The sequence below is a fragment of the Aliirhizobium smilacinae genome, assembly GCF_006335145.1.
Classification (GTDB): domain Bacteria; phylum Pseudomonadota; class Alphaproteobacteria; order Rhizobiales; family Rhizobiaceae; genus Neorhizobium; species Neorhizobium smilacinae.
The window spans coordinates 590,082-612,596 of the sequence record NZ_VDMN01000001.1; the positions used below are offsets into that span (position 1 = coordinate 590,082).

Annotated in this window: 20 protein-coding genes; 14 read left to right on the forward strand and 6 right to left on the reverse strand. The window is 56.0% G+C overall.

Annotation, left to right across the window (positions count from 1 at the left end; all coding sequences use genetic code 11):
* Window positions 1–10: 10 nt before the first annotated feature.
* From FHP24_RS02940 to FHP24_RS02970, 8 genes are all read left to right on the forward strand, one after another.
* Complete coding sequence (locus FHP24_RS02940; RefSeq protein ID WP_139672605.1) at window positions 11–964, forward strand: class I mannose-6-phosphate isomerase; 954 nt, start codon at window positions 11–13, stop codon at window positions 962–964.
* Window positions 961–3,240, forward strand: a complete 2,280-nt coding sequence (locus FHP24_RS02945; RefSeq protein WP_139672608.1) for a glycosyltransferase family 4 protein — start codon at window positions 961–963, stop codon at window positions 3,238–3,240. The genes FHP24_RS02940 and FHP24_RS02945 overlap by 4 nt, the downstream gene beginning before the upstream one ends.
* A gap of 34 nt (window positions 3,241–3,274) precedes the next feature.
* Window positions 3,275–4,573 carry a glycoside hydrolase family 130 protein gene (locus FHP24_RS02950; RefSeq protein ID WP_139672611.1) on the forward strand — a complete coding sequence of 433 codons (1,299 nt, stop codon included), beginning with the start codon at window positions 3,275–3,277 and terminating at the stop codon, window positions 4,571–4,573.
* 643 nt (window positions 4,574–5,216) lie between these two features.
* Window positions 5,217–5,384, forward strand: coding sequence for a hypothetical protein (locus FHP24_RS28615; protein WP_180355861.1), 168 nt, complete (start codon window positions 5,217–5,219; stop codon window positions 5,382–5,384).
* 3 nt (window positions 5,385–5,387) lie between these two features.
* Entirely contained in the window at window positions 5,388–7,097 is a 1,710-nt protein-coding gene (gene kaiC / locus FHP24_RS02955; protein WP_139672615.1) for a circadian clock protein KaiC, read from the forward strand.
* On the forward strand, window positions 7,094–7,441 hold the full coding sequence (locus FHP24_RS02960) for a circadian clock KaiB family protein (RefSeq protein ID WP_139672618.1): 348 nt from the start codon (window positions 7,094–7,096) through the stop codon (window positions 7,439–7,441). The genes kaiC and FHP24_RS02960 overlap by 4 nt, the downstream gene beginning before the upstream one ends.
* 5 nt (window positions 7,442–7,446) lie before the next feature.
* Entirely contained in the window at window positions 7,447–7,791 is a 345-nt protein-coding gene (locus FHP24_RS02965) for a circadian clock KaiB family protein (RefSeq protein WP_139672621.1), read from the forward strand.
* Window positions 7,788–9,473, forward strand: coding sequence for a PAS domain-containing hybrid sensor histidine kinase/response regulator (locus FHP24_RS02970; RefSeq protein ID WP_139672624.1), 1,686 nt, complete (start codon window positions 7,788–7,790; stop codon window positions 9,471–9,473). Before FHP24_RS02965 ends, FHP24_RS02970 begins: the two co-directional genes overlap by 4 nt.
* A 511-nt stretch (window positions 9,474–9,984) precedes the next feature.
* Here the strand turns inward: FHP24_RS02970 and FHP24_RS02975 are convergent.
* Window positions 9,985–10,185, reverse strand: a complete 201-nt coding sequence (locus tag FHP24_RS02975) for a hypothetical protein (RefSeq protein ID WP_139672627.1) — start codon at window positions 10,183–10,185, stop codon at window positions 9,985–9,987.
* Window positions 10,186–10,271: 86 nt separating this feature from the next.
* On the opposite strand from FHP24_RS02975, the gene FHP24_RS02980 reads away from it, so the two are divergent.
* From FHP24_RS02980 to FHP24_RS03000, 3 genes are all read left to right on the forward strand, one after another.
* A complete protein-coding gene (locus FHP24_RS02980; protein WP_139672633.1) occupies window positions 10,272–10,571 on the forward strand; it encodes a hypothetical protein in 300 nt (99 codons plus the stop codon).
* Between the two features lie 848 nt (window positions 10,572–11,419).
* Entirely contained in the window at window positions 11,420–11,692 is a 273-nt protein-coding gene (locus FHP24_RS02990; protein WP_139672640.1) for a BON domain-containing protein, read from the forward strand.
* A gap of 790 nt (window positions 11,693–12,482) precedes the next feature.
* The gene (locus tag FHP24_RS03000; RefSeq protein WP_180355862.1) at window positions 12,483–12,752 is read left to right on the forward strand and encodes a hypothetical protein; all 270 of its coding nucleotides are present in this window, start codon (window positions 12,483–12,485) and stop codon (window positions 12,750–12,752) included.
* A 716-nt stretch (window positions 12,753–13,468) separates the two neighbouring features.
* On the opposite strand, the gene FHP24_RS03005 is transcribed toward FHP24_RS03000, so the two are convergent.
* The 3 genes from FHP24_RS03005 to msrA all read right to left on the reverse strand — a co-directional run bounded on the left by FHP24_RS03005 (window position 13,469) and on the right by msrA (window position 15,393).
* Complete coding sequence (locus FHP24_RS03005) at window positions 13,469–13,720, reverse strand: hypothetical protein (RefSeq protein ID WP_139672646.1); 252 nt, start codon at window positions 13,718–13,720, stop codon at window positions 13,469–13,471.
* A gap of 238 nt (window positions 13,721–13,958) precedes the next feature.
* Window positions 13,959–14,174 (reverse strand): hypothetical protein, encoded by a 216-nt coding sequence (locus FHP24_RS03010; RefSeq protein WP_139672649.1) that lies wholly within the window; start codon window positions 14,172–14,174, stop codon window positions 13,959–13,961.
* 703 nt (window positions 14,175–14,877) lie between these two features.
* A complete protein-coding gene (gene msrA / locus FHP24_RS03015) occupies window positions 14,878–15,393 on the reverse strand; it encodes a peptide-methionine (S)-S-oxide reductase MsrA (protein WP_139676089.1) in 516 nt (171 codons plus the stop codon).
* Between the two features lie 145 nt (window positions 15,394–15,538).
* On the opposite strand from msrA, the gene FHP24_RS03020 reads away from it, so the two are divergent.
* Window positions 15,539–15,835 carry a PRC-barrel domain-containing protein gene (locus FHP24_RS03020; RefSeq protein WP_139672652.1) on the forward strand — a complete coding sequence of 99 codons (297 nt, stop codon included), beginning with the start codon at window positions 15,539–15,541 and terminating at the stop codon, window positions 15,833–15,835.
* 236 nt (window positions 15,836–16,071) lie between these two features.
* Here FHP24_RS03020 and FHP24_RS03025 read toward each other — a convergent pair whose 3' ends face one another.
* Window positions 16,072–17,730, reverse strand: a complete 1,659-nt coding sequence (locus FHP24_RS03025) for an OFA family MFS transporter (RefSeq protein WP_139672655.1) — start codon at window positions 17,728–17,730, stop codon at window positions 16,072–16,074.
* A 656-nt stretch (window positions 17,731–18,386) separates the two neighbouring features.
* Here FHP24_RS03025 and FHP24_RS03030 point away from each other — a divergent pair.
* Both FHP24_RS03030 and FHP24_RS03035 read left to right on the forward strand, forming a co-directional pair.
* Complete coding sequence (locus FHP24_RS03030) at window positions 18,387–18,833, forward strand: hypothetical protein (RefSeq protein WP_139672659.1); 447 nt, start codon at window positions 18,387–18,389, stop codon at window positions 18,831–18,833.
* A 389-nt stretch (window positions 18,834–19,222) separates the two neighbouring features.
* Complete coding sequence (locus FHP24_RS03035; protein ID WP_139672662.1) at window positions 19,223–20,116, forward strand: helix-turn-helix domain-containing protein; 894 nt, start codon at window positions 19,223–19,225, stop codon at window positions 20,114–20,116.
* A 97-nt stretch (window positions 20,117–20,213) separates the two neighbouring features.
* On the opposite strand, the gene FHP24_RS03040 is transcribed toward FHP24_RS03035, so the two are convergent.
* The gene (locus FHP24_RS03040) at window positions 20,214–22,328 is read right to left on the reverse strand and encodes a TonB-dependent siderophore receptor (protein WP_139672666.1); all 2,115 of its coding nucleotides are present in this window, start codon (window positions 22,326–22,328) and stop codon (window positions 20,214–20,216) included.
* Window positions 22,329–22,515 lie beyond the last annotated feature (187 nt).

A 22,515-nucleotide genomic window follows, 5' to 3' on the forward strand; every position in this document is an offset into this window, starting at 1 on the left:
GGAGACCACCATGACATTCGACCACGCCAGTGTGAGAACAACGCTCAAGCCATGGGGTCGTCGTGATCTCGGGCCATGGGCATCGAACGGCCGCCAGGATAGCCCGGTCGGCGAAATCTCGTTCGAGTATGATGAGCCCGAAGGACGAGAACGCCTGCTGCTTCTGAAGCTTTTGTTTACCAGGGAAAAACTGTCGATACAGGTTCATCCTGATGATACAGCTGCCAAATCGATGGGGATGGCGAGCGGCAAAAGCGAAGCCTGGTATGTGCTGGCTGCGGACGAAGGAGCGCAGGTCGCCGTCGGGCTCAAGCGGCCCCTGACACAGGTCGAATTCAGGAAGGCAGCGATTGACGGGTCCATAGACGAGCTCCTGGACTGGCAGGACGCTGCGGTCGGTGACATCTTTTATGTGCCGGCTGGCACAGTCCATGCCGTTGGTGCAGGTCTGGTTATTGCCGAGATCCAGCAGCGCAACGACACGACGTTTCGCATCTGGGATCATGGACGCTCGCGTGAACTCCATATCGACCAGGCCTTGGCAGTGGCCCGACTGGAGCCGGCGAGCAGCCGGAAAATGTCACGACACATCACGGTCGAGCGCGCCGAGCTGGTGGCCTGCCCATTCTTCACCCTCGAACGGCTGGATCTGTGCGCCGACACGCGGTGGGAATTGACTGCTGGCCGCGAAAGCTGGGCCATGATCGCTGCGGGAAGCGGAACAATAGGATCGCTGACAGCCCGGATCGGCGATGGATTTTTCGCGGAAGCCGATCGCGCCGACATCCGGGTTGGGCGCGATGGCATGAGCCTGCTGTTTGCCACCGCTGCGAGCGCACCCGCGGCCGACCTTTTGCGAGAGCTTCCGGCCAAAGACCGATTGAAACCAGATCTTGCTGACATCGACAGCCATCGAGAGCGGCACGACGTGATCCCCTTTCCTCTGTCGGGAGCTGCGTTATGATCCAGCTCAAGAATATTGCATTCATCGGCAATTCCCTGCCGCGCCGCTGCGGTATCGCTACGTTCACGACGGATCTGCAGCAGGCGGTTTCGAAATCTCCTGCCCATATTGCCACAGCGATCTTTGCCATGACGGATCATGGTCATGTCTACGACTACCCGCCGGAGGTCCGTCTCGCGATAGCCGACGACAACCGCGATGATTATGTTCGCGCTGCAGATGTTCTCAACGCCGGCAATTTCGACGTCGCCTGCCTGCAGCACGAGTTCGGAATTTTTGGTGGCGAAGACGGGGAGGATATTGTCGCGCTTTTGTCGCAATTGAAGATGCCGGTCGTCACCACGCTGCACACAGTGCTTGCCGAACCAAGTCCCGGCCAGCGCCGCGTCCTGAACAAAATCATCGATCGGTCCGCCAAACTGGTCGTTATGGCGGAAAAGGGCCGGACGTTGCTGGAGGAGATCTATCATGTGCCGGCTGACAGGATAGAGGTCGTTGCCCATGGAATTCCCGACATGCCGTTCTCCGAACCCGCTGTTTCCAAGAAAGGCTTGGGGTTCGACGGGCGCTCAGTCATCCTGACGTTCGGACTTCTGTCTCCCAATAAAGGCATCGAGGTGATGATCGATGCCATGCCCCTGATTTTGCAGAGCCGCCCGGATGCGGTCTACGTGATCCTCGGAGCAACCCATCCCAATCTCGTGCGCGACCAAGGAGAGGCCTATCGCGACAGCCTGATGACGCGGGTGAAGGACTTGGGCATCGAAGGCAGCGTGGTGTTTCTCGATCGCTTCGTCGACAAGGCAACGCTGCTGGATTTCATCTCCATGTGTGATGTCTACGCGACGCCTTATCTCAACGAGGCGCAGATGACATCGGGCACTCTGGCTTACAGCTTCGGTCTCGGTAAGGCCGTCGTCTCGACGCCTTACTGGCATGCGCGGGAACTGCTGGCCGATGGCCACGGTGTGCTCGTTCCTTTCGGTGACGCGACAGCCATCGGGCGTGAGATCGCGTCGCTTCTGACCGACGACGCAAGACGCGACGCGATGCGCCTGCGCGCTTATGAAACCAGCCGACCCATGACGTGGGAGAAAACCGCCGAGCGCTATCTGGCGATTTTTTCCGACATTCTTCTGCGCAATACGAGACAGCCTGTCCCTCCTGCCAACGTCGTGATGCACAGGGTCCCTGCCCCCCCGGAACCGCAGTTCGGCTATTTTCTGTCGATGTGCGACGACACGGGGCTATTCCAGCATGCCGTCCATTCGGTGCCAGACCGTTCGCATGGCTACTGTGTCGACGACAACGCCCGCGCGCTCCTGTTGTCGGTTGCGCTCAACCAGCCTGGCGAAAGGCTTTTGCCGGAAGTACTCACCTCTCGTTTCGCGTCCTTCGTGCAGCACGCTTGGAACCCTGACGAAAAGCATTTCCGAAACTTCATGGGCTTTGATCGGCGCTGGCTGGAGAACAGGGGATCGCAGGACAGTCATGGCCGGACACTTTGGGCTTTGGGAGAATGCGCACGCAGCGACGCAAACCCGTCGCGGCGCGCGTGGGCCACGGCCCTGTTCTCGCAGGCACTGCCGACCGCTGAAGGTTTTGGTTCGCCACGGGCCTGGGCGTTTACGCTGTTGGGACTGGACGGCTATTGCGCGGTTTCGCCTCACGATTTGCGCGCGCATCAGATCCGCTCGACCCTGGCGGACAGGCTGATGGATATCTTCCATCGTGTCGGTGGAACGGACTGGACCTGGTTCGAGGAAAGCCTGTCCTATGACAATGCCCGACTGTCTCAGGCGCTGATCACGACTGGACTGAGCGCCGAACGCCCCGATTATGTGGCGGCAGGCCTGAAGTCTTTGCGATGGCTAATGACGGTGCAGACGAACCCTGACGGATTATTCAGGCCTGTTGGCACGGATGGTTTTACAAATCAGACGAGAGAGGTGAGCATTTTTGATCAGCAGCCTCTGGAGGCGACGGCGACGATCGCTGCCTGCCATGCAGCGTGGCGGGCCAGTCACGACATCACGTGGAAAAGAGAGGCAGCAAAGGCATTCGCATGGTTCCTCGGCAGCAATGATCTTTCATTGGCGGTCGTGGATATCGAAACAGGCAGTTGCCGTGACGGTCTGCATCCGACGCGTCTCAATGAGAATAGAGGCGGCGAATCGGTGGTCTCCTACCTCCTCGGCCTGGTTGAGTTTCGCAAGCTTTCGCGTGCCAGCGGTTATCCTTCGACGTTTGTTCCCCTTCGCGCGCTTACCGCGTGAGCATTTTACAGCCTCCAGCCAGATAGAGATCATTTTGTCACAGACAGCATTTCTCAACCGCCAGGCGCTTTTTCTGCGGCCCGATTCCACGCGGGTCGTGGTGCGGCCGTTCAGGCCTGCGACGGAACCGCGGGACTTCAAACCGACGGACAAAACGCGCGCCAACCATATCGTGGATCGCGTGCTTGGTCTCGACGTTGAGATAGCGCAACAGCAGCTTTCCGAGGTGCTGGAAAATTTTGAGGGTCGGCACCGCAACCTGATGACCACGTTCGAAAAGCGGGCTCGGGAAATGGAAGACGCGTTTGCACCTCACATTGCGTTCACCACGCTACAACGGCAGCTCATCGGTGCCTATTTCATGCACGAATATTCGTTCGAGGCATCCGCTCTGTTCAACCCGAGCATTGTCTCCCACCCGGATCAGTCAGGTGTCGCAAGCGGCAGCACGCGCTTTATTCTGAGCCTTCGCGCAGTTGGCGAAGGACACGTCTCGTCTTTGACGTTTCGAACGGGAATTGTTGCCCAGAATGGCACTGTCGATATCGAGCCGACAGCGCGGCTTGCGTCCATGCCCGTGTTCGTCCCCCCCTCCTCCGCCTCTCCCGACGAGCCTCTGGATCTGACATTTTCCCCCGAGCAGCCAATTAGTGAACGGGTGATATTCCCGATCACTGCCGCGCAGTCGAATGGTATTGAGGATGCCCGCTTTGTCGAGTTCGAAGAAGCGGGGCGGAAAACCTATTACGCGACATATACGGCCTATGACGGAAGAGGCATTCGCTCCGAACTCCTGGAGACCAGAGACTTCCTGTCGTTTCGGATGACGCCTCTGGCGGGGACCGCATCGGGGAACAAGGGCATGGCCCTGTTTCCGCGAAAGATCGGCGACCAGTTTGCGATGATCGGTCGCCAGGACAATGAAAACCTCTATCTGATCCGTTCCGACGATCTCCACGTCTGGAATGGCGGCGAGATCATTCTGGGGCCAAAATATCCGTGGGAATTCGTGCAGATGGGCAATTGCGGATCGCCGATCGAACTGGACGAAGGCTGGCTGCTTTTGACCCATGGGGTTGGTCCCGTGCGAAAATACACGATCGGAGCAGCTCTTCTCGACAAAGCCGATCCGTCGAGGGTTCTGGCCCGATCGCGGGAGCCGCTGGTCCGTCCGGAGCCCTCCGAACGAGAGGGGTATGTACCCAATGTCGTCTACACGTGCGGCGCCATGCGCCATAACGACCAGATCGTGCTGCCCTACGCCATCTGCGACACGTTCTCAAACTTCGCCACTATCAGGATTTCCGACCTGCTGAATACGCTGACCGGGTAAATGTCAGTCCGGCAACCTGCGCCGCAACCCTGACGGCGTCACACAGTCGGTATCAGGCTTTGGCGGAACGGTTCGATGTCCGACGTCATTTTGTTCCGTTGCGGGTCGTTCCACGCATGCAACATGCCTGCCTGCGTGGAACGCGCGCAGATCGGGCCAGGGCAGCGGCAACTCAGGCTACGACAAGCGATCCGGGATACCGGCTTTCAACGCTGGGTCCGTCCGTATCGAGGCCTGAAACCGTCTGCAGGTCGGCGGTTACCGGCAGGCGGAATATCTGTTCGGTCTTTCGAGAATTTGACTGGTGGCATCGCGGATATCGCGCCGGTTTCGGGAAGGCGTCGAACCGAAGGCATTCGCGTGTCCCAGGCGCCGTCGCAGCATTCATTACCGTTCGGGTCGCTCAGCGATGCAGACAGCGACGAACCGAAGCGCTGCCAATGATCTAGCTTAGCCGGCCATACACTTCTGATCGCGAGACGTTTCATCTGGAGCAGCCAAATGAACTTAAAATCTCATGGCAATTGTCTCGATAAATCCGAGAGATGATCGGCTTCAGTCCGACGGGTCCTTTCTGGTGCGACTGTATTGCTATTCGCATCATTCACTCTAATTGTCTCCCTCACAAAGGGATTTGGCCTCTATGAAAAAAGCAATCACGGTGCGTCTGGATCCCGACCTTCTTCAAGAAGTCCGTATGAAGGCCGAAGACGAAAACCGGACCTTGACCAACTTCATCGCCACTGCCCTGAAAGAACGACTTCGCCCTGCGTCCCGCGGTGAGCGAGCACCTGCAAATGGACAACAATAATCTATGACTGACAGATTAGCCTTTCCCAGGGATCCTGCGACGAGCTCTGCGCTGGCGAAAGCGGCGACCGGAGTTTCGGGGTTTGACGAGATAACGCTGGGCGGCCTGCCAGCTGGTAGGCCGACGCTGGTCTGTGGTGGGCCGGGATGCGGCAAGACGCTTTTTGCGATGACCTTCCTTGTTAATGGCGCCACACAGTTCGATGAACCTGGCGTGTTCATGAGCTTCGAAGAGGCTAGCGAAGACCTGGTAAAGAATGTGGTCTCGCTGGGTTACGACGTTCAGACGCTGATTGATGAGAAACGCCTGGCGCTGGACTACGTCCGCGTCGAAAAGGGCGAAATCGAAGAAGCCGGAGATTATGACCTCGATGGTCTGTTTGTGCGGCTTGGCTACGCCATCGATCAGATCGGCGCCAAGCGTGTCGTGCTCGATACGCTGGAAGTGCTGTTTGCCGGCCTCGGTAACACCGATATCCTGCGTGCCGAATTGCGGCGACTGTTTGCGTGGCTGAAGGAAAAGGGTGTCACTGCCGTCATCACCGCGGAACGTGGTGAGGGATCGCTGACACGCTACGGGCTCGAGGAGTATATTTCCGACTGCGTGCTCTTCCTCGACAACCGTGTCGAACACCAGATCACAACACGACGTATCCGGGTGGTAAAATATCGCGGCTCCGCGCATGGCACCAACGAATATCCTTTCCTGATCGACGATCAGGGGATCTCCGTCCTGCCGATCACATCTGCGGGCCTTTCGCATTCAACCAACAATGATGCTGTCTCAACAGGTGTCACAAGCCTTGATGGCATGCTGGGCATCGGCGGGTTTTACCGCGGCTCAAGCATTTTGATCTCGGGAACGGCCGGAACCGGCAAGACAAGCCTCGCCAGTCATTTCGTTGAGGCAGCCTGTCGGCGCGGCGAAAAGTGCCTGTATTTCGCCTTTGAGGAATCGCCGGCGCAGATCGTCCGCAATATGCGCTCGATCGGCATCGATCTGGAACCATGGATTGCATCGGGTCTTCTTCGCTTTGAGGCGGCCCGGCCGAGCCTATTTGGCCTTGAGATGCATCTTGCCCGAATGCACCGGGAAATTGAGAATTTCAAACCTGACGTGGTTGTTCTCGACCCTATCTCTTCGCTGCGCGGCGAACAGGGCGAAGTCCATTCGGCGTTGCTGAGGGTCATCGACCTTCTCAAAAGCCGCGGTACGACGGCGCTCCTGACCAACCTCAACTCTGCCGGACAGATGGTTGAGGGCACCGACCTTGGCATGTCGTCGCTGATGGATACCTGGCTTTCGCTTGTGCATGTGGAATCGAACGGCGAACGCAACAGAGGTCTGTATATCCTCAAGTCCCGCGGAATGAGCCATTCCAACCAGGTTCGGGAATTCGAGATCACCAGCAGCGGCGTGCAGCTCGTGAGCACCTATCTCGGCTCCGGTGGTGTCCTGACCGGTTCCGCTCGCATCGCCCGTGAGGCCGCCGACGCTGCCGATGCGCTGCGGCGGACGCAGGAGAGCACGCGCAAGCGGCGTGATATGGAAAGACGGCGTGCTGCGGTGAACCGGCAGATTGCCGAGCTTCAGGCATCGCTCGATGCAGAAGAAGATGAGGTTGCCGAGTGGCTTGCCCAGGACGAGGCACGGGAGAATTCGTATCTGAATGAGAGAGATGCGATGGCGACCCGTCGGGGAGCTGCCGAATGACGAGCGAAGACTCCGACGCCTTTGATGCCGCACTCCTTGCCCAGGAAGACGATGAGGCTATTGACGACGGTCAATACAACCTCCGCCTCTATGTCGCGGGAAAGACGCCCAAATCTGTCGCCGCCTTAAGCAACCTCCAGAAAATCTGCGAGGAACATCTTGCAGGACGCTTCAGGATCGAGGTCGTTGACCTCCTCGAACACCCGCAGCTTGCTGCAGGCGATCAGATCCTCGCGGTTCCGACACTGGTCCGGCGCCTTCCGCCGCCACTCAAGCGTATCATCGGCAACCTCTCAGACTGGGAACGGGTTCTTGTCGGCCTTGATCTGCGAAGAGAGGAATAGAGGGCATGCCCGATAAAGTCCTGCCGATTGCCGATGCGGCAGCCGGACTCCCGAAGTCCCCCGAATTTGTGTTTCGCCTTTACGTCACTGGAGCAACATCGCGGTCTTCCCGGGCAATATCCAATGCACGACGTATTTTTGAAAGAGACCTGCAAGGCAGGTACGATCTTGAGATCATCGATATCTATCTGGAACCGCTGAAAGCTCGGGAGCATCAGATCGTCGCTGCGCCAACACTTGTGAAGCTTTCGCCCGGCCCGGCGCGTCGTGTCATTGGCGACCTGTCTGACGAAGCGAAAGTCAGGCAGGTCTTTGACATCGAAAACCCGGTGCAAGGGGCAAAGCGATGACGGAGGACGAGCTGAAGCACGACAATGCCGCCCTCAGGGAACGGCTCCGCGAGGCTGAAGAAACACTGGAGGCGATCCGCAGCGGTGACGTCGACGCGGTCGTCGTGTCGGGCATTGACGGAATCCCTCAGGTTTATGCGTTAGAGACTGCCGACCAGACCTATCGTGTTCTGGTGGAAGAGATGCAGGAAGGGGCGCTGACGATGTCGCTCCATGATCAGATCCTCTATTGCAACAGGCGTCTTGCCTCCATCGTTGACGACGATATGAGCCACGTTGTTGGCGGCTCACTTACTCGCTTCATCCTGCCTGCCGAGCGAGAGAAATTTGGGCGCACCATGCGCGGAGTGGGAAAATCGGAATTTACGATCTGCACCCGAAACGGCGTTCTCACCCCTGCACATTTTTCCTTTTCGAAGCTCAATGGCGCAGGCGGGGAAGCGGACACGCTGAGCTGTATCGTGACGGATCTAACGGACCAAAAGCGAGCCGGCAAGGCTCTTGAAGATGCCCATGCCCGGCTTCTGCAGGAGGTCCGTGAGCGCGAGCGGACTGAAGCCATGCTTCGCCAAAGTCAGAAGATGGAGGCTCTTGGTCAATTGACGGGTGGCGTCGCCCACGATTTCAACAACCTTCTGATGGCGATCTCTGGCGGCCTCAACATGCTCGACAGGCAGCCTGACGAAGCGCGGCTCAAGCGCCTAAAAGACGGAATGCGGCAGGCCGTCGAACGCGGAGCGGGGCTGACCAAGCAACTCCTGAGCTTTTCCCGGACCAAGGCCCTCGATGCAGAGGTGGTGAATATCAACCGGCAGGTCACCGGCATGCGCGAACTACTCGATCGATCCCTTGGTGGTAGTATCGTGGTTGAGACGGAATTCACCGAAGATGCATGGCCAGTCAGGATCGACGCTGGAGAGTTCGAGCTGGTCATCCTGAACCTGTGCGTCAATGCAAGGGATGCGATGGCAGACGGAGGGACGATCAGCATTTCCGCGCGCAATCTGGCGTCATTCACCGATGGCGATCTCTCCGGCGACTTCGTCTCGGTGACGGTCACGGATAGCGGTACCGGAATGTCGGAAGCGACGATTGCACGTGCATTTGAGCCATTTTTTACGACCAAGGACATCGGCAAGGGTTCCGGACTTGGGCTCGCCCAGGCCTACGGTTTTGCCCACTCGTCAGGGGGTACGCTCCGGATTGAAAGTAGGCTCGGACAGGGCACGACCATCGAGCTATTGCTACCACGATCGTTCGAATCCCTTCGCACGCCCGAGATTTTGGCCTCTCCCACATCGCCGGGAGCGGCGGGCCTACGGGCGCTGGGCCGTGTCCTGCTTGTCGAGGACGATGATACAGTTGCCGAGGTTACCGGCGAAATGCTGGGCGAAATCGGCTTTGAAGTCAGGCGCGTATCGAACGCGCAGCAGGCGCTGGCTGCACTCGATGGCACCGAGACGTTCACACTCGTCTTCTCCGATGTCATGATGCCAGGTGGGATGAACGGCATTCAACTCGTTGAAACGATCATGCAACGCAAGCACGACGCAGCCGTGCTGCTTACCAGCGGCTATGCGCCGAGGTTCGCCGAAAAGGCAGGCCTGTTGAACATCGAGATTTTGGCGAAACCCTTCGATCTGCAGCAGCTGGAGCATAGCGTTCTGGCGGCGATAAAGTGAAGTGGATGCCCTCAAGCGTGGCGGCGCGACAATGCAAACGGCCGTGCCTGTCGCAGACAACACGTTGAGGGAACCAATGTTGACAACCTGCGTTCTTCAGGCGCGCTTGCAATTGTCCCCTATCAAGCGTGATTTCTTTAACCCCGCCGCGCGTCCCCAACTTCGCGGCGGGGTTTTGTTTTGCGAGCAGGAACAGCTTAGAGGTTCGACAGTTCGGTAGGACCGGTCTCATTGCCCATTGGACCGGGCATGGATGGTGCCCCTGCCGCAACCCTCTCTCAGCAGCGCGGTGGGGGTTGCCGTCAATCACAGCGACATAACCATCCTCACCCGTTTGCCGGGAACCAGTTCAATCTTCTTTTTGGATTCAGGAACGAACAGCGTGCTCAGGATCTCATCCTGACCGTCTCTCTCCCGATCAGCGGAACACCAATCCTGAACAGGCTAATTGGCGTATTCCGCCGGGCATCGAGTAAGCGAAGCTATTCAAGAACGGCGTCGAGCGTTTTCATCACTCATCTCTTAAGAAACTCGGCTTCCAACCACGGGAGATACCAGCGCTCAGATAAAGGCTTGCGGTTTCTAGTTCGGAACAAAGGTGTTCGGCATCTGCAACTACGCTGCGCAATGCCGCTAGGGCATTTCCACCAAATGCATCCAGGACAAACTGAGCCTTATCGATTTCAGCTTCCTCGATGCGTTGAGTGGACATGACAACCTCCGTAAATAGGATTATTTTCCGTTCCCTTTATGTTCTTATTGTGTGAGCGAGTCAACAATCACCGTGGGATTAAATTTTTGCCGGTGCCACATCGTTGGTTTTTGGCATTTGCCGAGATCGATAGGATTGAGGCAAAAATGGAAGCCCGCCTATATTTCACGGCTTTTGACGCTCTCGAACCCGTCGATTTCGGTTTGCTTCAAAATGGTTCTGGAGAGGCCCGACTTCAGCGTGGCATAGATGCGCGTGCGCCTCGATCGGATAACATTGCCGACAGCTTCGTCAATCTCTGGCTGGCCGGTTGTTGGATCGATGACGAGCTGAAGGCGGTGATCAACCAGGTTTCCCCTGATGACGATGCGAAATCTTTAATTTGAAGCTATCTACCGCTTTGTGGCCTGCGGGCGTTCATCAATAATTCCTGTTTGGTAGCGAATTGCCCAAACAACTTAGTAAGCCTTTGTTCTTCCTCGATTGACAGTCGGTATCGGCGAGCAAAGTTCGCAACCGATAGAACTTCCCTTAGAGCCTTCCGATCGATTTCGTCTGTATCGATATGAGACGTCATGGCTAATCCTCCCAGATTACAACACGTAACGAATGAAATGCGCGACCGTTCCCCTGAAATTACCCAGGCAAACGAAGTAACCCTTGGACTTTATCGTCTGTTTAGATCAGCAAAATGCTCTCTGACCATTCCAAATTCCTGCCTAGATTTGGAACATGCGCGGGATATACAGAGAATATCCACAGAACGTACATTAGCGTACACAGGAGAATGTGAATAGAGAGGCCGGGACAAATATGCGCTTAGAAGGATGCGCAAATTCACTGGACTTCGCGGCGAGCTAGTCGCCGCTGCAGATAACGGTGATCACACGGGGCTTCGTCTAGATTGCGATGATTGGGACGGCCACGGGCCTGCGTTGGCAAGAAGACCTGCTCTACCCTATCCCGTTAGAAGGACAGAGGCACACGCAGACGAAGGGGCCGCATCCCATCAGACGCTCACAAGCCGGATCGATGCGGCCGAAATGCAGTTCGCTGACGTGTGGAGCGCAATCAATGCTCTCCACGTCAAATCCGACATTCGCGAGACGGCAGAGCATGAAGCCCGTGCAAACGATGCCTGTGTATAGTTCCAAGAAAATAGTCGCGCTCCGGCGGGAACATAAACCTCACACAACGGTTTGTTCATCGTGCATTCATGTTCAAGGACAAGCAAATGTTTCTGTCGACCCTTCAGCCTTCTGCTACTTTTGCCCTCACACCCGATCACGGCATCTCCATGGAAAAGACCGCGATCGAGACAGAACTGAGTTACATCCCGAACTTCGATGCAAGCGATCTTAGCGTCGATGTGACCGGCGATTACATCGTTGTCGAAGGTGTTGTGAAGAGCAATGTCGAGTTAGCTCGCGTTCTTCGTATCGCGCATGAGATCGTTGGCTATGACCGCGTACTTTCCCGGATCGTCGTCTGCTCCTTTTCCGAATAAAAACAGAAGACGAACGAAACCCCGCCGACATGCTCGAGCGGGGTTCTCTCTTGCCCGACATGCCGTGACAAATCAGTAGCGAGAGTGACCGTAACCACCGCGTGAATTCGTCGTTCCGTTGAAGTAGGGAGACGTAGTATCGCTTTTGTAACGACTGCCGCCACGGTCTCCAGTGTAGGGGTTTGAGTTGCCTTTGTACGAATAGTTGTCAGTGACGGTGCTATTACGGCTGCTCCGCTGATAGGGGGCAACATACGTGCCATTGCTACGGTAATATCCATTCACAGAGTCAGCATATGCCGTCGACGTTGCCGCTACCAAGCTCAAAGTCAAAAGGATCGTCTTCATCATACCCCCGAAAGAACGCCATGTTTTCCGCCGCAAGCTAAATCACGGTAAGTCGTCAGAGGCTTGGACATGGATCAATTGGTCAGGGCGACGACAGGTGTGATATGCGCCTGCCTCTGAGCTCTACCGGATTGAAGTGCTGCGATCCTTACGAGGTGGATTATCCGCGGTAACCCATGTTTTGACCGGCGACGATGAACGGGAAGTCTGACGGCAATGGGCCAAACATCCTGCCAATAGCAATTAGACGGCGAGTGAACATCATCATAAGCCGAACCTAGACCGACCGAAACGTCTGGCGCGTAGCGCCACTCTTGGCTTCGGCACAGATCAGCCAAGACCGATCATAAATCACTCAGATTGATGTTTCGGTATCGAGCGTCTCGATTAAATCCGGATAACCCCCTATTTCGCAGGCCATGTGGCGTTTGAAGGGGGCATGATGGCGACACTAAAATACGCATTCGGCATCACGCTTTTCCTGATGTCACTCGGCATATTCTACCTCACTTGGACAAACCAACTTCAGAGCAAGGAAGCCAACCGGCTTGGCGTGCCTGTAAGGGAGGGCAGCAAATGGTACTTCATTGATGTCAATCACCCGCGATGCTCGGAGGAACTCCGACATGCTTATAGGAAGACGAACCGCCTATTTTGGCTGACCGCCGCTGCCCTGGTCTTCATGATAGTCGTGCTGACTTGGCTGACGTGAGACTAAGGCGACTGTCAATCATGAAGAAAGAACAGTCGCCGATCAGGAAGTCGAGGGGGTAATAACTTCCGCCGCGCACATTAGAACGATTCTACGCGTCAATTAAGGCAAAGATGGTGGAGACGAGCAACCTACCCCTAAGCCGCTCAGCCTCCACCTGTCGAAGGTTTGCCTACCGTTCGACGGTACCGAAATAGAACATAAAAGACTAAAGGGAAGTTCAGCCTCCCACCTGAACCTCCCTTTTCTTGCGCTCGATTGCCACCAGCAAGAGCACGCGGAAGTATTGAGATGAGAATGACGCAAGAGCAAGTCTTTAACACTGTACGGTATCGTACATTTGTGTGTGCGTTGAAACGGCAGCGATCCGTCAACTACAGCCCGGACCGCTGCCTTTCCTCGTGCCAAATCAGGCGGCTCACATAACTCGAAGTCGGCTGGAACAACAAGCCCTTACGTCGGCCACAATTGACGCAGGTTAGAAAGGTGCGTTGAACTGGGTCGGGACTATGAGGGTTCGCGCGCCGCCGGCGGACAAGTAAAGGCAAAATGCTCGACGGACGTGAAAAGCATTTGTCACGATCTCGCTTACCATACTCACGACGACCGGACCTGACGTCGCCACTATCCGTTTCCGGCAGCGCACGCCCGCCCTCACCTCTTCGGGCGAAGATTTTAATCAGCTGGCGCCTAAGGTTTTGCGATTTTTCGAAACGTCAGGCTGCGATCGACGGTTCTTCTTCGTATGTGTTTTGCAAAACCACGACGAGCTTCGCGAATTTTTTGCTTGCCTTCGCCAGAACCTTGGCATCGGCGATCGGTAGTTCGATCACATCCGCAAGCGCCCGGACGACCTTTCGAGCCGCCTTGCGAAGTTCTGGGGGAGCCGCATCACTGCCGCAAATATCCAGTGCCAACGCGTACATGCGTCGGTGGCTGTGAGCCTCTTTAGAAGCCTCGAGCCACATGATTCGATCATCGCTCATGGCGCATTAAACGCCATTTCCGCAAAAAGGTGGCAGATATGCGCGTTTTGAAGTCAATATCGCATTAACCAATCGTTTACGACGAATTAGCGATTGATAATTCAACCTTCACAGCAATGGCGCCCGCTTGCTTCGGTCGAAAGCTCGTGCCAACGAGCCGTCCTTTTCTCTTTGCCTGACCCAATCGAGATATGCAGCCGAACAATTTGTTTCCGGCTTTTCACGCGTCAGAAATGAACTCTTCAATGAGATCGTCTTGTCCGACGCTCACCATCGAGCGACGACAGGAAATATGAATAACGCCAATAAGTTCGTGCGGTAGAACGCGGTAATGAACGTCCTTCGAGATAAAAAACACCTCGTCGTCAGCCATCATCACAGCCGTTGCCTTGAACGTGCGTTCTTTCCCGCCGTCGATTACTGACACGATATACATAGACGCTAATAAACCGCTGAAATATTATGTATTTATGAGCGTGATTCGTTAAAAAGACGCGTTGATCTGCGACAAGTGTCGCCGGAAATCCAGTATATCCAAACCATAAATGCGATATACTATCAGAATATAGATGGGTTCCGTGGCCGACGGTAGACAGTCAGCGTTGCGCCAGATCGGAACCGAACGAAGATGCCTTCGTTAAGTCACCATGACGTACTTAGAGAGACGCCCTATCATCGCGACCCTTCTTGTGTCCTTTGCCGTGATTGCTTCTGTATTCGCCGTCGAGAAATGGATGACCGATCGATTTGGTGTTGTGGACACAAAAGGCTTGGTCACCGCACCGCCGACCTGACCAGCCGCCTTGATGGCAGCAAAAAAGTTGCGCCTTGCGATGACAGAAATCCGATTGCTGGTGATCGTCGTCTTGGCTGTCTCCGCTTTTTAACAGACGATCGCCTATCAGATACTCTGGCACTACGCGGTGCACCCAGCGTTGTTTGAGAACATCCTCGGCGGCAACCGCCTTTGTCGAAACGGTGCAGGAGAGCCAAGCGGCCCCTGCCTGGATCTGGCGCAGTATTTTATGGTGTCGGCAGCTTCCCGTGAGCAGTCATGACGAGGCCGCGTGGCTGCCTTCAGTCCATGCGGCGTCGATCCCGGATAAGGCAGCAGGTGCAGCTCCCTTCGAAGCAGCAGACTATGCGCTCATGACAGCGGCACGTTTGGGCAGCTTCCAATTCGGACGCGGGAAATGGCAGGTATAGCCGTTCGGAATGCGTTCGAGATAATCCTGGTGTTCAGGTTCAGCCTCCCAGAACTCTGCGACGGACACGACCTCGGTCACCACCTTGCCTGGCCAGATCCCGGAGGCATCGACATCGGCGATGGTCTCGTCGGCGGTCTTTTTCTGCTCGTCGGTCGTGTAAAAAATCGCCGAGCGATAGCTTGAGCCAAGATCATTTCCCTGCCGATCCAAGGTGCTCGGGTCATGGATCTGGAAGAAAAACTCAAGCAGGTCGCGAAAGCTCGTCTTGCTGGGATCGAAATTGATTTCAATCGCCTCGGCGTGGCCTTCGTGGTTGCGATAGGTGGCGTTCTGGACGGTACCGCCCGTGTAACCGACACGGGTTGAGACAACACCGGGACGTTTCCTGATGAGATCCTGCATCCCCCAAAAGCAGCCACCGGCTAAAACAGCGCGTTCTGTCGTCATGTCAAATCTCCGAGTGAAAACCTTGGGGTGAATATGGGTTGTGCGGAGTGCGTCTGCCAGTGCCATGCGACCCTTCGAGCGTGCTCAGAGACGGGAACCATTTTTCGCGAGCGGCGGTTACCTCACTGTCAATCAGGAGACCCCAATGAAATTCACAGATCATGCCCGCCTTGCCACCACAGAACTCGTATCGTCCGTACTTGAAGGAGCGCCCGTCTATGGGGCCGACAACCACAAGGTCGGAAAGGTGGATCATGTCCACGGCGCTGGAGCAAACAGCACGGCGATTATCGACGTTGGCGGTTTCCTCGGGATCGGAGCCAAGCCGGTGGCAGTGCTCCTGACCGATCTGGATTTCATGCGAGATGAGGACGGTGAAGTCCACGCCGTCACGACCTGGACCAAGGACCAGCTGAAGGACATGCCCGAACATCTTCATTGAGGTGTGAGCGTTTCCCACCTTCGCTTTCATCGGAACTGTCTCCGATGAAAGCGAACCCGTAGGACACAAGGGGGCCGGAATTGCCTGACCGGTTATACGGTGCGCCTGCCCGACCTCAGCCCTCCGGCCCAGGTTTAAGCGAATTTGGCATCTATCCACAAAAGGGCTGCATGGCAGCCCTTTGGTCATCGGGGAAAGCCGGTCGACAACAAGAGACCGTCTGCTCTTGCTGCGGTTTAACCAAAAAGCGCTAGGCTGCTTTTTATTGTCACCCACACGCCCCACAGCAACGGGATGCCGACGGCGGCCCAGGCGAGCGCGGCCTTCAGGTCGAAACCGCCGGTGCCGATCCCGAACGAGCCGGTTGTACCTGCGGAGGCGGCTGCGGTTTTCGCCTGCAGCGACGCAACTTCCTCATCTGACATGAACCATTTATCCGATAGCGGGCGCACCAGTGCGTTGGCGATGAGGCCAAGCGCCAGCATGGCGGCGAGGATATACATGGTGCCGGTGTAAAGTGCCGGACCTGGCGCCACACCGGCATTGATCTGGGCCTCGCGGATATAGTTGACGACGACCGGGCCGAGTATGCCCGCTGTTGCCCAGGCTGTCAGAAGGCGACCATGAATGGCACCGACGAACTGGGTGCCGAAGATATCGGCCAGATAGGCCGGAATTGTCGCAAACCCACCGCCATACATGGACAGGATGATGCCGAACGCCAGAACGAACAGTGCCTTGTTGCCCATGTCGGCGAGTGTTGGGGCGAGTGCATAAAGGACGATGCCCAGGATGAAGAAGGTGTAGTAGGTGTTCTTGCGACCGAGCTTGTCGGAGAACGACGCCCAGAAAAAGCGGCCGCCGATATTAAAAAGGGACAAAAGCCCGGTAAAGCCGGCTGCGATTGCGGCAATCTGCGCTTTCTGGCCGCCGTCCAGTTGCGAAAATGTCAGATCGGGCAGGCCGACAAGCGCGCCGGCAAAGATTTCCTGCAGCATTGGCGATGCCATGCCGATCACGCCGATGCCGGCTGAAACGTTCAGGCAGAGAACCGCCCAGATCAGCCAGAACTGTGGCGTCCTGTGCGCGTCGCGCAAATGCACGTGCTTGTGGGTAATCATGGCTTTGCCGTTTTCGGTCGCAGGCGCCCAACCCTGCGGACGCCAGCCGGCTGGCGGGATCCGGTAACCGAACGCGCCGGCTGTCATGAAGCAGAAATAGATGATGGCCATGCAGACAAACGTCTGCCACACGCCGACCGATATGTCGGTTTTGAAATAGTTCATCAGCAGGTTGGCAAGTGGAGCGCCGATCATCGCGCCACCGCCGAACCCCATGATGGCCATCCCGGTCGCCATGCCGCGACGGTCCGGAAACCACTTGATCAGCGTCGAGACCGGCGAAATATAGCCAAGGCCCAGACCCACACCGCCGATCACGCCGGCGCCAAGCCACATGAGCCACAACTGGTGGGTCATGACGCCGAGGGCTGCGACCAGAATACCACCGCACCAGCACAATGCCGAGACGAAGCCAGCCTTTCGAGGTCCGACCTTTTCCAGCCATCCGCCCCACAGAGCGGCAGAGCAGCCTAAAAGGACGAAGAAGAGCGTGTAGATCCAGCCGAGATCGGCGACGCGCCAATTGCAGTTTGATGTAAACAAGGCGGTGACAAGCGACATGCTGGCACAGGACGGATCAGGTGTTGCTGATATTGCCTTGGTCAGCGGCAGCCAGAAGACGCTAAAGCCGTAAGCCATGCCGATACACAGGTGAATGGCAAGTGCTGCCGGCGGTACAAGCCACCGGTTAAAACCTGGCTTGGCGATAATATGTTCTTTGTCCAGAAAACCGGAGGCGGTCACGCCCGGTTCTGTTGCTTTTGTAAATGCCATATTGGAAGTCCTCTCCCTCGGTGATGACCTGACGGCAATGCCTGGCGCAGCCTCCAGGCTGTCAGCACCTGGATTTAGCCGGATGGACCGCGTCCCCCTCCTCCCCAACCTTCCCCCACCCCTCACCGAGGCACTGCCCGGCTTGGTGTGAGCGCAGGTGTTTTGTCGACACCACGAAGTGGGAAAAAAGCCCGGCAACCTTCAGGGTGTCTGCACACGTGTCGAACGATCTCGGCTTTTGCGTGGGCTTGAGACGTCGCCGATTTATTCCCGGTTTCCTGCGGATTATCAAGGGTGCGGCGTTTTATCCGGTTGCATTTGCTCTTGCGGACCCAATGGGACACCGCTCTGTGCAGGCAGGCATCATCACGGCGATTGCAGCCGATCGCACAAAGGCCTTGCCGGGATCAGTACCTATATTGAGAAATAACCCGCTTCGGACCCACAGGAAATCCGGGGCAAATCACAAACATATCTAACTTATCTATTTTAGAATTAACTATTATCTTATGTATATTTGACAATCTCACATATTTCTACTTCGATGCAGTGCGAAATAGCGACGTACTGGAACCATGATGACACTTAAACCCGGAGCAAGCAGGCACGATTTACACCCCGGCCTTACTGACATTGGCACCTCGTCTGGCGATCGAGTGATTGACAGGCGAGAGGGTACAATCACCTCGCCTTTCGGCACGCTTCACACGGCCGACACGACGTCGAGCGTCGTCAAACTGGTTGACGGTGACTATGTCATCGAGTTTTCAGCGCATGGTTTTGCCAGCAACTGGTCGTCCGCCTATAGCCGCCTTTTTTCCTACACGAGAGCCGGCGAATATCTCGGGGTTCTTGTGATGGACTATGCCGACAATTTGGATGCAGGCTGCATTGCTGCAGACAGCAAAACCTGTTTCAGGGTCACGGACGCGGGTGACAGGATTTTTGTCTGGGATTCAGGTGCAACGGCACAAGGCGGGACAGTGTCCTATTCGGCCAGGCTGAGCCGTGTTGACCTCTCGGTTGGTGTGGATGGTCATCAAAGCAATCATCTGGTTTTTCTAAAGGCGATCGGGCCATTTCGATTGCGGCGAGCCACCTGATTAGGTGGCGTTCCAGCCTTGAAGTTTTCGGTTAAGGGCAGCGGTTTGGTTGCTGACATCGAGACCTCAAAACTGAAAGAACAGTCGTCTTGCAGTGACACTCTCCACATTTCGTCGACATGCCCGGCAATCAGAATTTTCGACATCGAACCACACGCAACCGCGTCGTTGACGGCAATCAAAACGCTTTCTGCCGGTCGGCGCTTCCACCTCGGGTGAGACGTATTCGGGTATCTCTCGGGAATTGATTGCTGTACCAGAGCGGTTTCTCAAACGCATAGACAACGCTCACCAAGACTGCCCGCCCTTCGACGTCTCTTGTCCCTGCATTGTTAATATGATAGCGAAAGTCATCTTAAATACAGAGCTGCCTACGATCGAGTTTCTAGGTGACCTATCTCTTTGCAATGACTGCTGCGACTGATGGTATTGAGGCTACCGCTCCTGCCAAGTGGCGATCCCTGAATGGCGCCATGGGAGTATTCTGGGAAGCCCGTTGCATGGCCGGAGCCAGGGGATATTACGTCTCATCCGACCCGCGGATGATGATTTTCTTCAACGACATATCCGCCCAATTCCAGATGACAAATCTTGGCGAGGGTTCTAAATACGATCTTCGCTCAATGAGCCGCGCGATTTACGTGCCCGCTGGCACGCCGATGTGGACATATGCGAGTGCGGACCATCGCTTCTCTCATCTGGACGTTCATATTCATCGCGAACGACTGCTTAAAATCATCGCCCCCGCAATCGGGACGTCGACTGCGAGACGTGCGCTTGAGCGACCGGTCGAAACGCACGATGTCGGTGCGATCGAGGCGCTTGCAGCCCTCCTGGTCGACGAGATCGCTCACCCGACAAAGCATCCGATTTACGCCGAGAGCCTTATAGACAGTCTCGTCACAGCCTTTCTGGACATCCCAGCGGCGCAAGAGCGCGATTGGAAACGCAAGCTTTCTCAGACCGAAGTAAGCAAGCTTCTGGCACATCCGATAGAAGACGGCGAGCTACGGCTGACTGTCGCAGAAATGGCTGCGACAGTTGGTCTGTCGGAACGGCAGTTCAACTCCGCTTTCAAGAACACCACGGGTCAGACGCCGCTGCAATGGCAGCTGGGCCGTCGCGTCGACCTGGCTCAACAGATTATGCTGGAAAGCGACACGACAATGACTGACATTGCGGCCAAGCTCGGTTTTACCGATCAAGCCCATCTGACCAACGTGTTCCGGCGTATCGTCGGCGACACGCCGGCCGCATGGCGACGCATGCACAAGACACGGTGACGGCTTTACCTAACCCGCTGCGATGGTGACGACCGGGCGTCGAGGATTGCTCGTATGCCTATCAGCCCCGTCCAGACATCTGGACGGGGCTGATTTATTACCAGCTCTGGCGTAGCGTCGCCATCACTGTCCGGCCGGCATTGTAGAATTTGGTGCCGTTTGCGTCGTCGCGCTGGGCGATATGCTTCTCGTCGAACAGGTTGCTGATGTTGAGCTGGAAGGCTGTATTTTCTCGTATGTTGTAGGTGAAAGCGGCGTCGAACAGGATAGCTTCTTCACCGTATGCGGTATTTTGGATGTTGGTGAAATACTCGCCCATATATCTGGCGCCTAGACCAAATGTCATATCGCCGCGTTTGCCATTGCCTTCGAGGGTGTAAGTGCCCCAGACGGATGCCATATGCTTTGGAACACGCATCAGGCGGTGGCCATCATAGTCTCCGCCCGGTTCGTCGATCTTGGAATTGATATAGGTATAGGCGGCGATCAGGTCGATATTGTCGGTCACCTCTGCCTTGGCTTCAAGTTCGATGCCGCGATTGCGCACCTTGTCTACGGTTGCAGGGATATAGATGACGCCGTCGTCGACGGTGATATTTCCCTTGGTCAGATCGAAGAATGACGCCGTGAACAATGCAGGGAATGCATCGGGCTTGTATTTGAAACCGATTTCGTACTGCTTGCCAGTGGTCGGTTCGGCTCCGGTTGCCGGTGGAGCGACCGATTCACCATAGCTTGCGAAGGCCGCGAATTCAGGCGTGATCTTGTAGCTTACACCAATGCGCTTGGTGAACTCGCTGTAACTGTCTGCCACGGTTGTGCCGAATGAGGTTTCACTCAGGTCCAGCCAGTCATTACGCAGGCCGAGGCTGACGGTGAGCCTGTCGGCGAATGTCAATTCCTCCTGCAGGTACAAAGCCTTTGTCTTCTGATCGTTACTCGTCAGATAGATCGGCGTTCCTGCGGCCGGTCCGCCGGAAAACACCGGGTTCAGCCAATTGATCGGACCAGCGGATGTGTATAGCCAATTATCGTCCGAGCTATATTTATTGTATTCGGCGCCGACCAGAGTGCGGCTATCGGCATTGTCGAAATTGGCCTCGTAGGTAAAATTGGCGTCGATGATGAACTGATCGAAGGACCTGTCGCTGCCGTAGAAATACCGTGTCGCCTCCTGGGTCGCATTATTGGTTGTTTCCAGATAGGCGCTGGCGGCATTCACGACCGAATTGCTATAACGAGCCTTGGACCCGAAACTCAGCCCGTTGCCAAAGTCGTGGTCGAGCATCAGGCTGTAGCTGTTGCGGTTGACGTCGTTGAAATAATAGTCCGGCTCGCCAAAAAATGCGGAGCGGTCAAAATCGCCTTCAAGCGGGTATCCGCCGCTACCCGGTACACCCTTCTTGTCCAGGTGATCAAAAACGAACGTCATCGTGGTTGCGTCGGTGGGACGCCACGTCAGGCCGCCCATGATGAAGTTTTCGTCATCCTGCGAATAGTCGTATTCGGCATTGGCCCTCTGAAGCTTGCCTGTCAGGCGATAGGAGAGCGTATCGTCCTTAGTGATGTTGTCACCAAAATCGAAACCGACTTCTTTGTGGGCGTAGGAGCCAGCGGTGGTATAGACTTCGCCGAAACGCTCGTTTTTCGGTATCTTGGTGACGTAATTGATCGAGCCGCCCGGTTCGGCAACGCCGAAACCTGCCGAGCTCACACCCTTTAAGACTTCAAGGCGTTCGAAAGCGTATGGCTCCTCCTTGATGCCGGCAAAAGTCCTGCCGATGCCAAGGCCGTCCCGATAAGTGTAAGGCGTAAAACCACGGATATCGACATAATCGAAGCGGTCATCAGCGCCATAAAAATCCGTGATCACCCCGGCCGTGTACTGGACGACTTGTTCGACGCTGGTTGCGCCGCGTTCCTGAATTTCTTTGGCGGTAACGACGGATACGGACGCGGGCGTGGTCAGCACTTCGCTGGGAAGCTTTCCGGCACCGGTGGTCTGATTGGCCACGATCGATTTAGAATCGTCATCGCGGCCATTTCCCGTCAGCGTTATTGTTTGGAGAACCGTGGATTCGTCAGAATTTGCCTCCTGGGCAAGGGCCAGCACCGGCGCAAGCGCAATCACCGCGGTGCAGCTCAGGAGAGCGGCTTTTGCTCGACGTGAGAAGGATTTCCACCTGATACGATCGATCTTACGAGTTGGCATTTTCCAGGTTCCACAAAGTTAAAAATATCGCGGGATAGCCGCTAGAATGGGAGCATCGATTTGTCAGGGCCTCGCATGAGACCGGTGCAAGCGCATCCGTTCCAGGAATGGAGCGCGCCGGTAACGTCGAGTTGATAGCCCGCGATTTCGATAACCTGAGGGGTGATATCAAGTATTGTAATTTTTG